Source organism: Sphingobacterium paramultivorum (assembly GCF_014109745.1).
Lineage (GTDB): Bacteria > Bacteroidota > Bacteroidia > Sphingobacteriales > Sphingobacteriaceae > Sphingobacterium > Sphingobacterium paramultivorum.
The window spans coordinates 2,244,436-2,258,399 of the sequence record NZ_CP058555.1 but is presented as its reverse complement, the minus strand read 5'-3'; the positions used below and the strand labels follow the sequence as shown (position 1 = coordinate 2,258,399).

Sequence of the window (13,964 nt, the reverse complement as noted above, 5' to 3'; positions counted from 1 at the left end):
CCAGAGGATGAGGCATAATGTTATTAATTCTATCTAAAATATTTCATCTCTATAACTCGTCGATAATGCTTGAATTGGCCCTCACGTTTCCATTTTGCTAGACCAATGTTATCAAAGACTATATCGTTATCCTTATTATATACCCATTCTAGATTCAGCTGATCCAAGATTGGTAAATTTCGGTTATGGATGATGGATTTGCCGTTTTTTCGGTTATTTTTAGAAAATTTGGCACCATTATATAACAATTCATCTATTTGTTTCATTATCAAGTCACAATTTTTATAGAAGTCTAGGGCACCATTGTATGTATCAATTTGAGGTATCTCAACATTTTCTAACACCTTTATATTTCTTACAATTTCGATACTTGGAATTTCTGACTTATAAAAATTACATCCTCTAATTACTTTGTCTAAAGCAGATATACTATATTTTGCGCCATTGAAATTCTCAATTATATCATCTAAAATCAAGGCCTCAATGCCAGATTTTATGCTTAACGCTAAATGTTTGCTGTTTGTGCAGACAGCAAAACTTTTATTATACTTTGCGTTAGAATAATAATCAAACTTTACACTTTTAAGATCTTTGATTTTTAAAGCTATAGTCGAGCTATCAGTATCAATCTCTACAAGAATAAGGTGCGAAATAATCATAACAGTCAAGCTTTAATTTATGCGTCTAAAGCAAAGTTTGCGATATCGACATCATCAGTATTAGCATACATCCATCGAACAGAATTTATAAATTTCAATGCCCCATCGAAGTCATATCTTCGACTTTTTAAGAGCTCTATCTGTTTATCTTTTGGAAGTAGTATAGCCCATTTTGCAAAATTTAATATAGCAGGATTGGTATCAATCCGAAATGCTAAATGTTGATCCAAATCCTGAAATACGGCAAGCAGCTTTGGTGCAGACCATTCAAATCCTTGCTCTTTATCTATTTCTATAGATGCCGATGCGTCTTGATGCCGGAATTCTAAGCCTGCAGCTGATAAAATAAATTTTAAGGTATCAAATATCTTCGACCCCTGGAAGGTATAAAATTTATAGGAATTTTCTCCGACAAACAGCGGACGATCATCTTCCAAACTCTCAATGGGAATATCTTTAAACACCTGACGCATATCATCCAATATCGCACAGCATTGCTCATCAAGCTCAGGATGTATGGATGAAGTCATCAGCAATTCGAGCATTTTTTGCCTTACTAATGGATGTGTATTGCCTGGCTCGCCGCCAAAAATGGGAGGCTTGCCGTCATTCGTAGGTTTTACAAATATTTTCCTACTTCTAAAATCGATATCAACCACTTTCCAAATCTTTGCGGCCAACAAAATGTTGTCTTCGATCATGATCGGCGAGGAGGAGGGAAGATCACCAATAGATTTGCCATCATGTAAAACTTTAAAATGTATTTCAGTCGCAAATACTGAATAAAAATCTCGCGAATTGACAATTCGCTCGCCTTCTAGCCCGATGATGAGCTCTTTACCTAACTGTTCGAGCATATCGGTTTCGATCAGATGGCTTAAAATATCATCAAACTCTTCGGACGTGATATCTTTAAATGCAAAGTTTTGCTCGAGCTCGGTTTTTAAAATCGATATGGGTAAGCCGCTATATTGTTTGGCTACTGCCAATAGTTGATGTGCAAATAAATCAAAGGGCTTTAAAGCTACAAAGGGCGGTTCGATGAATTCCTGTTTATAAAGTTCCCAGCAGGCTAATGATTGTAACAGGCTCCATTTTCCAGTTGCATATAACAACAAAGAACTTGCTTGTCCATCCTTCCGCCCACTTCTACCTACTCGCTGTATAAGGGATGCAATAGAATGCGTAGCATCGATCTGAACTACTTTTTCCACGCTACCAATATCGATACCAAGCTCTAGCGTTGACGTACATGATATCACAAATGGATGATAGGTATTTGTTTTAGCAAAATTTTCAATCCATTCCCTTAACTCCCGATCGACAGATGAATGGTGTGAGTAGTAAGAGGTATGTCCATTTACTTTTTCGGCAATCCTTTTTAGCTTGACGGCAACTTCTTCAGCACGTCCACGGCTATTTGGAAATACCAAAACTTTACTGTTGTAGGTTTCTTTGTAGAGATCTTTGAGCAACTCCAAAGAAAGTTGATTTGCCCCGTTCTCAAAATAACGGAAAGATGTAACCATGCTTTTAGCGGTCCGGTCCCGTAGTACAACCGTAGCATCTGGCCGACCGGTCATGCGTTTGGCTTCTTCGAAATCGCCTAAAGTCGCTGACAAACCTACGATGGAAGGTGTCACCTTAGCGGACTTTTGAATTCGGTGCAATATCGATTTCAACTGAATCCCTCTGTCTGTGCCTATAAACGAATGAATCTCATCAATAACAATATATTTCAGATCGTTAAATAATATGCTAACGTTTTGAGGTTTATTGACTAACATCGCTTCTAAAGACTCTGGAGTAATCAATACGACACCGTTCGGATCTTTAATCAGATGCTCTTTCGCCGTTCTATTTGCTTCGCCGTGCCATTTTGTTACTTTAATATCTAGATAACTACACAGATCCTCTACGCGCACAAATTGATCGTTGATCAATGCGATCAATGGAGAAATGTAAAGGACTTGAACGCTCTCGCTACGCGGACTTATTTTGGATAGGATAGGGAGGAAGGCAGCTTCCGTTTTACCGGAAGCCGTTCTGCTTGCCAAGATGACATTGCTATCGCTTTTCATGATTTTTTCGATAGCAGCCGCTTGTATTGGTCTTAGACTTTCCCAACGCTTATCTTTTACATAGCGTCTAATTGGTTCTGAGAGCAGTTCAAATGCCATACTATAGTTCTTCTATACTGTCTAATAATATATCAACTGGACGTTCATCTTTGATCTGGATATCGCTGAACAGCGCTGCTTTATCCAATTCCGGATTTTGACGTAGAATGCTCAAGATATTCAGGAAATCACGTATTACTTCCCTCGGTGTTAAAAACTCACTTGCACCAGGCTTATTATATATTTCCTCCATAAAATTTTGGATCTCGTTATCGGAAATATCAATTTCCAATTTATAATGAAATTCAAAAACTTCTTTGAGTTTTTTAAGCAATACAAATATCTCGTTATGATCAATCGGCATTAATCGGATCACAGGCTGTGCGAAATCACGAATTTGAAGGGTCTCAAATTTGTTTGTTTCTAACCTTGACTTCAATGCTTGGTAGCTAAATAAACCACGACGTTCATTCTCTAAAAACTCACGTGTACCTGCTATATTGATAAATAAGTTACTTACTTTACCTTGGAAACAATCGTTATAAATCGTCAGGATTTTTTCATAGTTCTTTTCACGCATCGTCGATGTAGAGATCTTATAAAGATTGATGGCTTCATCGAGATTGAGCATAAAACCACTGTACCCCATACTGACAAACAATGCTGTGAAATTTTTGAGCATGTCGTAGAAGTTCAAATCGTTGATCACCTCACGGACGCCAAGGTCTTGTCGAGCCTCAGTCTTCGTTTTATATTGGCCTTTTAACCATCTTAATGCATTTCTTTTCAGTAGCTCGTCATCATTGATATATCCTTCGTAATACTTCATGATTACACTTGCAAAGTCAAATCCGCCGACATCTGTTAGTTCATTGATTGACTGCATAATTTTGTTTTTTACGAGGTTCAAATACTGTTCTTCCCGTATTTCGACAAGGGAAAGGTTATTTTCCGCTGCCGTAGTAGCGACCACCTGTTCAATCCATTTTTCCAGTAGCGTTGCTAAAGCGCCACCTTCTGGTTTTGTCTGTATGGCAATATTATCCAGGATAGCTGTATAGAGTACGAGCGCTTTGCCATCATTTGAATATAGGCGATTATCCGGTGTGAAGTCTGCTGTTGACACCACAAATTTCTGTTTCAATGCTACCGTATTGAGTAGATGTAACATAAAGGATTTTCCCGATCCAAAGTCGCCTATCCAGAATTTAACCATGCTATGGCCATTTTTTACATCGTCTAGTGCTTTGATGAATGCATCGACTTCATCCGAACGTCCTACTGTAATATGTTGTACCCCGATTCTTGGCACTACACCGCTAAGTAATGAATTAATAATAGCGGTGGCTTCTTTAGGTTTTACTGCTAGTTTCATGCTTTAATAATCATTTTATAATAATCCTCATTCATGTCCAAATATTCTTCGTCACGCTCTTCGATCAGCGTATCATCTAAAATTTCATAACAGATCTCGTTAATATCGTTGATCATGGGGCCAGACCTTAACCCTCTCGTTTTACAAAAATTCGCTAGGTATTCTTGAGTCAGTTCAAAACTATTTGCTGTAAATAAACCGATCAATTCACGTTGATCTAATGACAGATCAATCTCGTCAACAAATAAGTTGTCAGGATCAGATTCAATCTCGGTAGATTCTACCTCCGTCTTCGAGCTTTCAACTTCGCTGCTATTTACAACTGGTACATCCTCTACGACCTCTTCCTCATCTTGAAGGTAGTTGTTTAAGAGTTGAACGGTATTTTTATCTTGCTCCTGAACCGTTTTGATCGCTTCGATATTTAATTCTATTTTTCTTCGAATTGGAGCATATATAGAATCAACTTTTTCAAGTGCCGAGGCAAGATCGCGATCCGCTTTTAATTGTTGTATAATATCGTTAAATGCCTGTTCGTGGTGATCATTTTTAAAAAGGGCCTTGTGGATTGTTTTTGTGAGCTGTTTGTCGTCAATTTTATCAGATTGGAGATCAGCGTACAGATAATGCAAGTAAAGCTTTATAGCTTCATTTTTATCTATGGTATAGGCTATTTTACACGCTTCATAGTAAATGTTTTCCGCAGAAGGGTTTAGTTGATTTTGCTCAAAAAGCGTATGAATTTCCTGCCCAAACTCGGCTATATTTTCTTGGTTTACATCATGCTTTAAAATATCAAATTTGGATTTCCAACGCGTTGTATTCATCCTATTTAATTCGATCTCAGTCGCTAGATCTGGATCTTTGATGGAGGACTTTAGGCCTTCCAAAATCGTATTGACATCAGACCCTACTCGATCCTCGAAAATATCGCTTAGACCAGTAAAAGTTTGAGCAAATTCGCCAGATACTTTTCGTTTATGTCCCCATTTTTCCCTTACTAAGATCTCAGCTCTTTTGAATATTGTGTAATACACTTGCTGCGAGATTATGTCATTTACATATTTTTGATTATAATAACTATCAAACATCCAAGCACCTTCCTTCGTTACTCTTGAGATTTTGCGCGCACTTTCAACAAGGTTTTCGATTTCCTTTTTCAGATTAGAATCTTTTTTTGTGAGGTTAGCTCTTAATTTTTTTTCACAACTGAGAAAGAGGGTAATCGTCTCCATACAGCATCCTTCCACATCGATGAAAACATTACTTACTCCATATAGCTTATTAATTAGACTCACTTGAGCTTTTGAAAGTCCCATTTTATCTTTATAACGCTTGCCGAGTAAATAGTCTTCATAGTTATAATTATTTTCAAACCCTTCCGAATAGCTGTATTGGACTGGTTGCACGCTTGGCCTTTCCTCTGGAGCTGCAAAAAGATTAGAATTATCCAATTTTGCTAGTACTTCTTCGATATTTAATGAAGGTTCGGAATAAGGACTTGTAGAAGTATCTATATTATAGGCTTGAGTCGGTATAATTTCTTCCTGATGACCCGTAACGTCAATAATATCATTGGGTGTTTCGTCCGATATATTGTTTGCATTTAAAGAATCTAATATAGACGTAATTTCACGGTGTTGCTCTTGTTCAGCTTTACTATCTTCTATTTGAATGGGAGTTTCAACTTTGGAAGGTTTATCATCAGCGGTTTCCTCGTCGCTTTTTATTGCTTGTGGTTTAGTTAATGGTTGGATTGTTGATATTACGTTATTCATAACAATATTCTTGTTATCTTGTAAGACTGCAGTAGTGGACTTCTCTTCACTAAATTTAGGAATGGGAGGTGCTGGCGATGATACAGGCAGTTTTTGAATCGTATCAATCACTATTCTATAGGCTTTACATACATTCTCGCTAGTGTATTGACGATTTCTTAAAAGCCTTAAAGTAAGATTGTAAAGCAGTTGAGATCCATCTCTATGATTAAAATGGATTTTGAGATCGTAGTTTTCCTTGATAGAAAGCTTACGTAACGCCAGTGCAGCAATTTCAAAAAAGTTTGGTGGCCACAATTCATACTTACCATGGTGCGTGATTAAATATTGACGCCAACCCTCGCCATAGTAGAAATGAGCATTTTTCATTTCCGCTGCAGTTGGCTGCTCTTGAGGCTTTGGCGGAGCATAATATTGCTGCTTATGTTTCTTTTTATTTTTTTTACTTGAAGCAGCTATAGCAATCACAATAAAAATCAGAATTATAAAAAAGGTTCCCATTAACTTTTATACTGAATGTCTGCAATTTTACTGACAATGAGGTTTTTAAACTATGTCGGTAAGGTCAATAATCCTATTTTCTAATTTATCAATGTTTTTCTATAAAAGCAATGTTTACGCATTATTAACAGATAATTTGTTGTAACAAAAATAGCGTCTTATAATTGGTAATATTTACGGTTTACCGTAACAGTCAAATCAGAGTGCATTGAGTTTACTGTTTGCCCATCCAATAGAAAAAAGCAAGTATAACAACTACAATAAGGAGGAATACGAATACTTTACCCTTATTTTTTTTAGAAACAATTGGTTTATTTTCAGCGTAAATAGGCTCGTTTTTTAAATCGTCAATTTTTTTCATAGACAATTCAGGTTCGATAGGTGTATTTATAATCTTTTTTGAGTTATTGTATATATTTGGAGGAGTATATTCTAGGTTATTATTTGCTGCAAGTTTTTCTAAATATTGTTCCAGCGCATATTCGTCTGGAAATAAAACTTCTCTCGGTTTACTTCCTTCAAATGGACCAATTATTCCTGCAGCTTCTAGCTGGTCTATTATGCGACCAGAACGGTTGTATCCAAGCTTTAATTTACGTTGTATTAATGATCTAGATCCTTGCTGGTACATGACAATCAATCGAGCAGCTTCTTCAAAGAACTGATCCTTATCTTTTGGATCAAATAGCACCGGTATATTTTCGGCAAAGCGATATTCAGGTAGGAGGTAAGGAGAGGGATACCCGCGCTGGCTTCCAATGTACTCACAGATTGATGATAGGTATGTGTAATCAAAATAAGGTTGATGGCCTTTAGTTAGTTTTTCACCACGTTCGTAGACTAACTGTCCCGAGGACGTGAGTTTTTCCGCACCGATACGATCCAATATCTTTTTAGATTCATTTTGGGACATAAGTTTCATTCCAATTCTGAAACTAAAGTTAGCGCGCAACTGGGGCGAAATATTTCTAGCCATTATTTGGCTTGTTACAGCCAATAGATAGATTCCTGTATACAAGTTTTTCTGCGTCAATACGATAAGAGACCTTATTGTATCATCATCTAAAAATGTTTGCAGGTCGTCCATTATTATTACGATGTCAGGCAGATAACGATGACCTAGTAATGGGTCGAGTGTTCTATGGACAAATTTATTATTATAATCTGTAATTGATTTTACACCTGCTTTTTGAAATAACTCTTGTCTTTGCTCGCATTCAATGAGTAATGCATTAATCGTCGGAAGAGCCTTATTGTAATCGATAATAGGAGATTGATCACCAGGTACTGCAGCTATAAAATGTTTTTCAAGTTTGGCAAAAGCAGTATAATCAATTGGTTTGCTTTTACATATGACCAGTTTCAACTGTGCTGGATGGAATTTATACAACCACATTACCAATTGATTGTAGATAAACTGCGTTTTACCAGAAGCAATCGTACCAGCTAATAGCAGATTTGGGTGCTCGTATAGTTCCTGAAAGGTGAGATTTTCTTCGTCACTTAATAATAGCGGAAGTTTGTATTGAGCAGCCTGTTTATTAATTTTTTCAATTAGGGGGTGTAATTGGGGCGGGAAAAGATCTAAATTCGGATATTGGTAGCCTGATAAATCCAACTTTTCGTCGTATACTCCAAACTCTTCAACAAGATTGACCGAATCAGCGATTTTTGAAGGTTCCTCGTAGTGTTTGATAATTGCTTCAATGAGTTGTTCGAGATTTTTTTCTTGATATTGTGTTTCAGCGAGATCAAGCAATTCTAATAGGGAAGCGGCTGATTCTTTCCGCCAGGCATCTTCGTCGGAAAAACTAGTGGTTTTAGCTAGTATAGACTCTTTGGTAAGTGGTGTACCAAAATAATTCTGCAACTCTTGTACGAATTCATTGATGTTAGTTTGATTTTGTGTTGGCCAGTCATTTATAGCAGCTGCAAACAACAATCCTATCGTTTTTAATGGGTGATCATTTGGATGATTATTGATTAGATCAATGAATTGTTGTGTATTTTGAATATTTATTTCGTTCACCATAGTTTTCTAATTCTGACGTTGTAAATATAGTTTTATCTACTTTTTTATTAAATGTTATACGGGAGCTACCTACTTAAATTGCTTGGTAAATTTATGAGTTAAAATTTCATTTCGAAAAAATAATACGCTATATTTGATATGTTATTAACCGGGTAAGGTGAATTTATTCAATATATCTATTTTTTATATAACCTATATAACAAAAAGTTTTATTGTGATTAAAGAGTAATAAATAATATGCTAAAGTTTGGATTTGTGTTTTTTAAATAAGTTAAATTGTTTTCATGAAAATAAAATCTTTTAAAATAATTAATCTATATGGATATAGAACAATTAATATTAATTTTGACAACCCTGTCAAAATATTAATAGGAGAAAATGGACTGGGAAAGACTACAATATTAAATATAATTTATTATACATTGTCGAAAAATTTTCTTCGACTGAGTAAAATAAACTTCGAATCAATTGAGGTTGTGTTTGATAGTAAGAATAAAATTAGTTTTACGAAATCAATTTTATTGAAGCATTTGAGCTTAGATAAGGAGAATTTAGGTAGTCATTTTCATGAATATTTGTCAAAATTATCGAATGAAAATGCAAAAAAGTTAAGAAATATTATATATGATGCAAATATACCTGATCAGCATAAGAGAATTGAATTAAAGAATATTTTAAGACAGATAGGTATCAATATTAATGCGCCAACAATGTATATTTTTGATATGGTACAAAAATATTTTGATGAATTAGATGGAAATAAATTCTATGATACTATTAAAGTTATTGAAAAAGTAGTTGATGCTAAAATTTTATACTTTCCTACTTATAGAAGAATTGAAGAAGATATTAAAAACATTGGATATTACAACAAAGAAGATATCGAAAGATTAAAAAGGTATGGAAATAAAAATATACCTTATTTGGATAGTGACGAATCAAAGGATGTAATACAATTTGGGATGCAAGATGTACAAGAACGTATTGAAAACATAACAAGTCAAATAACTCATGCGTCTATGATCGGCTTTTCTGATATAACAGCCCAGATGTTACATCAATTATTAACAGACTATCCTAATTTGAAATCGAAAAAGAGAGTCAAGGAAGATTTCGATAAATTAAATATTATGCTGGATCGTATCGGACAGACACTTAGTCCGGAAGATAGGCAAAAAATAAATGATTTTATTAAAGTTGGAAAAACTGATAACAAAGGTCTGATCTTTTTCATAGATCAATTAATTGAATTGTATAATAATCTGGAAGATCAGGATATTTCAATAAAAAAATTCATTAATGTATGTAATAATTATTTAACAGAGAAAAAGTATGTATATAATGATCGAGAAGTTATTTTAAATATTCAGCATCAAAATCCGAAATATCTTGAACAAAACCTATCAAATATAATCGATTTGAATAAGCTCTCTTCTGGTGAAAAGCAAATTGTATCATTATTTTCTAAAATTTATCTTGAAGAAGATAAGCGATTTATTGTTCTTTTCGATGAGCCAGAGCTATCTCTTTCTATATTTTGGCAGCAACGTTTACTTTCAGATATAATTGATTCTGGAAAATGTGATCTTCTCTTTGCAGTTACTCATTCTCCTTTTATTTATGAAAACGAATTATTTGACCAGACTTATGTTTTAAGAGATTACATTAGTTAATGAAAACAATTACAAAGGAAAATATTAAGGCAGCAGTTGATGCCAGCATTGCAGTGGTATACCAAAAGTTTACTGCATGTTGTAAGGAGGAAAACAAAGATAAGCTATTTTGTTTTTTTGAAGGAAAAGATGCATCGTATTATTCTTATAGGGTGGAATTGGTTTTTAAAGAAAAATATTTAAACTTTTTCTGTAAAAATAAAGCGAATGTTGTAAAAATGTATAAAAAAATTCACTTAAAGAAGAGTGATTATTTGTTGGCATTTTTTATAGATCGTGATTTTGATGAACCAAATACGAATCAAGATATATATGAAACACCAACCTATAGTATAGAAAATTTATATTGCAACTGCGCCACTCTTGCTAAAATTCTAAAAAATGAATTTTATATAAATACAGTAGATGATGAGTATGAGCCTATAATGGACCTTTTCAAGAGAGAGCTTGATGATTACTCTAACAAGATTCTTTTATTTAATTCCTGGTATCATAGTTTGAAAAAAAGGAAAATTTTGGAAGGATTGGAATCAACTAATGTTAGTCTAGATGATAAAATTCCAAACGATTTTTTGGATCTTAAAATAGGAAATATTACATCATTTTACACTCTAGATAAGATAAAAGAGAAATATAAATCAGCTATTGAAGTCTCTGAAGAAGAAATAAATAATTCAAAACAGATATTGTTGTCCAAAGGATTACCAAATAGTCTCCGTGGGAAGTTTATGTTAAATTTCTTAATCGAATTTTGTTCATATTTGTGTGCCGACTCTAAAAGAGAGAAGGTATTTATTAAACAAAATATAAATTTCCATACTGATAAAGTTATAGCCCTAAGTCACTTGAAGAGTTATGCTGTGACGCCGGAATGTTTAATGGATTATTTAAATAGTTTTATAAAAACTTCTGCTTAGTTTATTTATCTTCTATTGTAGATTTCCCGAAAAATCCAACCGCTTAAAATTGGACATAAATGTTTGAGGATTTATTAAATAATGATGAAAAATACCTGTTGAACAGGCTTATTAGCAATGATGTAATTTTTACTAATGATAACTATAAACTCAAGTTTTTAAGGTTAGATATTAGCGATTTTAAAGGCAATGTAACTTTTAAGAACACAGATTTAAAATGTGGGATATATTTTCATAAATGCACATTTTATGGAGATTTAAAGTTTGAAGGAGTGCAAATAGATGATTTCGGAAACATTCTACATGAACCATATGAAAGTATCATTTTTGAAGACTGTAAATTCTATGGTGAGGTTATATTTTCACATAATACGACAATTCTTCGAGATTTGATTTTCAGAAGCGGATGTACGTTTTATAAACGTATTACAGTGATAAATATTTTAGTAAAGGAAGGTAGCTTATATATAGAAGATTGTATCTTTAATAATATAATTGATATCCAACGAAGTAATTTTAGTTCTATGTTATCAATTACTAACACTAAAGTTAGTTTGATAGTAAGAATAGTATCTGTCAAATCAAATTCTATTAATTTTACAGGTGCGAATGATTTTCAGCGAGGTAGAATTGAATTGTGTCAAGTTGAAAACGGTATAATATTCAACGATGGAATTTTTAATGGGGATTGGGAAATTAATGCATGTGGAACTAGAAAACAAGGCGTTACTTTATTTTCAAGTCAATTTAAAACATCATTAATGGTTAATTATCAATTAAATACGGTTTATTCTTGGAAGCTTGGTGCTTTTTATATTAGAGAATGTTCTTTTGGAAATGGAATGTTTGTGTCCGGTAAAAATGAAGAGCTAACATCAGACAAAACAATAATAGATTCGATTGATATAAAACTTTCTACATCAATGAAAGGAGAGATTAACTTTCAAGATTTAGATGTGGCAAAAATAAAATTGTCGGGAGTTAATACAGGATGCAATATTGTATTTCGTAATATTGACATTAACCAGTTTGAAATAAATACATTAACTAATTCTTCTGGATTGATATTATCTTATATTAATAAAAGCAATTCGGAATGGCTAGATCCACAAGATAGTGTGAAAAAAATTGATAGTCTGTTTAAGATTTACGAATCAAATCTAGGTAAAGCTCATTTTCACGGGATGAACTTGTCTAATTTTAGAGAAGTTATTGTGTCTGGTTCATTGATTAGCGAAATTTCGGTCTCATTAATGGAATGGTTTACAATTGACGTTCTTAATAAAACATCTTTAAATGAACATGAAAAATTTTATAGAAAATCTCTGCAGGAGAATAATGAGAAATTAACGTTTCACAAGAAAAGATATTTTCAAAGAGCTATAGAAAATAAAAAAGATATTTTTCGGCAATTAAAAATTATTTATCAAAAACAATCGGATAATCCTAAAGCTCTTTATTTTCAAAGGAATGAAATGTGTTTACATAAGGAGATTTTAGACTTAGAGAGAAATGTTAATATAGGAGATTGGTTAATATTTTGGTCAAATAAATATAGTAATGATTTTGGTCAAAATTGGATTAAAGCAGTAATTGGATTATTAACGATGTCGTTTTTATGTTATTTACCTATCGCTATTTTGACATCGCCAAACTTAGATCAATCTAGATTTATGAGTTCCTGCTCAGACCTTATGGATAATGTGTCCGCTGTGTTAAGTTTCAATCAATTGAAACAGTGGTTTGTGCTTTTAAACCCAGCTCATCGAATAGGAGATTTATTTGATAGCTCACAACAAAATATAAGTACATTAATTTATATGATTGATTTTTTAAGTCGGATTATTGTGGCGTACTTTGTATTTCAACTGGTGTCTGCATTCAGGAAATATAATAAATAACTATGAAGACAAATCAATGCACCCTATGGCTCTAAATAAAAACTTATAGAAATTGTATCGGATCTTCGAAGTATATCATGATTGAAATACTTAGATTTTTGACTTCAAGACTTTAAATAATAAGGTTAGCACATTTATTTAATTAAGTTTTATAAATAATAAATATTTTTAAATCTCTTTTTATTGATACTTTTATTCGCAATAAAGTTAAGAACCTTTGTATATTTGAAAAAACCAGGTATAGTTAATTAAGAAATATTGAACAAGATAATAATTAATAGAATAATTGAGTTACGAAGTGAAATAGAAGAACTTCCTTCCGTTTTACTTTCAGAAGAAAACTTGAATGCCTATTTGTCTTCTAATAGTGATGAGGATCGGAATAAAGTTGAAGCTGAAATACGAAAAATTACAGATCGTAAAGATAAGGTTATTAGGAAGATAGTTGGTTTTTTCAGTGCCCAGTTAGAAGATGATAGCACATATTACACACAGCTTGCTAATATTAAGTTTACTCCGAAAGAAGGGATTTATAATACAATCCATTATAGAAATAATCAGGCTTGGAGCTCTGGAAGGGAACAGTTATTAAATTTGTTTGAAATTCTTGAAAACGAAATGAGAGAAAGAATAAATCAGCCAAAATCAGATAGAAAACAGAATATTTTTTCATCTGGCTTGTTTTGGACTGTATTGCCAATTGTTGCTGGATTTTCATATTTTCTTGGAACTTATAAAGCAGAATTTGATAAAACAGAAATTCAAAAGGAGCTTTCTGCATCAAATAAAGAAAATAAAGATCTTAAAGAAGTCAATAATAGACTTAACCTGGAAAATGATTCGTTGATTAATCAAAGAAAATAGATTTTCTAACTTGACTAAGTTCTGTCTAAGTAATTTAGTGGTTTGTGATTTTATTAATTTTAGAATTAAGCTGAAGATGTTTTTAAGATTTTATTATTAATCTTATTTAATTCCTTTTTAATAAATTTATTTACTAAATATTAG

General features: G+C 33.0%; 8 protein-coding genes and 2 pseudogenes. 4 read left to right on the top strand and 6 right to left on the bottom strand.

Going from position 1 to position 13,964, the window contains the following annotated elements; all coding sequences use genetic code 11:
* Positions 1-29: 29 nt before the first annotated feature.
* The 6 genes and pseudogenes from HS960_RS09820 to HS960_RS27220 all read right to left on the bottom strand — a co-directional run.
* A complete protein-coding gene (locus HS960_RS09820) occupies positions 30-659 on the bottom strand; it encodes a hypothetical protein (protein WP_182332423.1) in 630 nt (209 codons plus the stop codon).
* A gap of 17 nt (positions 660-676) precedes the next feature.
* Positions 677-2,839 carry a DEAD/DEAH box helicase gene (locus HS960_RS09815; protein ID WP_182332421.1) on the bottom strand — a complete coding sequence of 721 codons (2,163 nt, stop codon included), beginning with the start codon at positions 2,837-2,839 and terminating at the stop codon, positions 677-679.
* 1 nt (position 2,840) lies between these two features.
* Positions 2,841-4,154 carry an ATP-binding protein gene (locus HS960_RS09810; protein ID WP_182332419.1) on the bottom strand — a complete coding sequence of 438 codons (1,314 nt, stop codon included), beginning with the start codon at positions 4,152-4,154 and terminating at the stop codon, positions 2,841-2,843.
* Positions 4,151-6,433 carry a tellurite resistance TerB C-terminal domain-containing protein gene (locus tag HS960_RS09805; protein ID WP_182332417.1) on the bottom strand — a complete coding sequence of 761 codons (2,283 nt, stop codon included), beginning with the start codon at positions 6,431-6,433 and terminating at the stop codon, positions 4,151-4,153. The genes HS960_RS09810 and HS960_RS09805 overlap by 4 nt, the downstream gene beginning before the upstream one ends.
* A gap of 439 nt (positions 6,434-6,872) precedes the next feature.
* Positions 6,873-7,124 (bottom strand): annotated as a pseudogene (locus HS960_RS27225) (DNA translocase FtsK); the annotation flags it as partial.
* A 186-nt stretch (positions 7,125-7,310) separates the two neighbouring features.
* Positions 7,311-8,465, bottom strand: a pseudogene (locus HS960_RS27220) (FtsK/SpoIIIE domain-containing protein); the annotation flags it as partial.
* Between the two features lie 284 nt (positions 8,466-8,749).
* Here HS960_RS27220 and HS960_RS09795 point away from each other — a divergent pair.
* From HS960_RS09795 to HS960_RS09780, 4 genes are all read left to right on the top strand, one after another.
* Positions 8,750-10,138, top strand: a complete 1,389-nt coding sequence (locus HS960_RS09795) for an AAA family ATPase (RefSeq protein WP_182332413.1) — start codon at positions 8,750-8,752, stop codon at positions 10,136-10,138.
* A complete protein-coding gene (locus HS960_RS09790; RefSeq protein ID WP_182332411.1) occupies positions 10,138-11,055 on the top strand; it encodes a DUF4435 domain-containing protein in 918 nt (305 codons plus the stop codon). Before HS960_RS09795 ends, HS960_RS09790 begins: the two co-directional genes overlap by 1 nt.
* Before the next feature lie 59 nt (positions 11,056-11,114).
* Positions 11,115-12,956: a hypothetical protein gene (locus HS960_RS09785; protein ID WP_182332409.1), complete on the top strand. Its 1,842-nt coding sequence runs from the start codon at positions 11,115-11,117 to the stop codon at positions 12,954-12,956.
* A gap of 258 nt (positions 12,957-13,214) precedes the next feature.
* Positions 13,215-13,820 carry a hypothetical protein gene (locus HS960_RS09780; protein WP_182332407.1) on the top strand — a complete coding sequence of 202 codons (606 nt, stop codon included), beginning with the start codon at positions 13,215-13,217 and terminating at the stop codon, positions 13,818-13,820.
* Positions 13,821-13,964 lie beyond the last annotated feature (144 nt).

Bases quoted from the DNA above. Each gene is read 5' to 3' on its own strand.
- HS960_RS09820 (WP_182332423.1), bottom strand. From the start codon at position 659: ATGATTATTTCGCACCTTATTCTTGTAGAGATTGATACTGATAGCTCG.
- HS960_RS09815 (WP_182332421.1), bottom strand. From the start codon at position 2,839: ATGGCATTTGAACTGCTCTCAGAACCAATTAGACGCTATGTAAAAGAT.
- HS960_RS09810 (WP_182332419.1), bottom strand. From the start codon at position 4,154: ATGAAACTAGCAGTAAAACCTAAAGAAGCCACCGCTATTATTAATTCA.
- HS960_RS09805 (WP_182332417.1), bottom strand. From the start codon at position 6,433: ATGGGAACCTTTTTTATAATTCTGATTTTTATTGTGATTGCTATAGCT.
- HS960_RS09795 (WP_182332413.1), top strand. From the start codon at position 8,750: ATGAAAATAAAATCTTTTAAAATAATTAATCTATATGGATATAGAACA.
- HS960_RS09790 (WP_182332411.1), top strand. From the start codon at position 10,138: ATGAAAACAATTACAAAGGAAAATATTAAGGCAGCAGTTGATGCCAGC.
- HS960_RS09785 (WP_182332409.1), top strand. From the start codon at position 11,115: ATGTTTGAGGATTTATTAAATAATGATGAAAAATACCTGTTGAACAGG.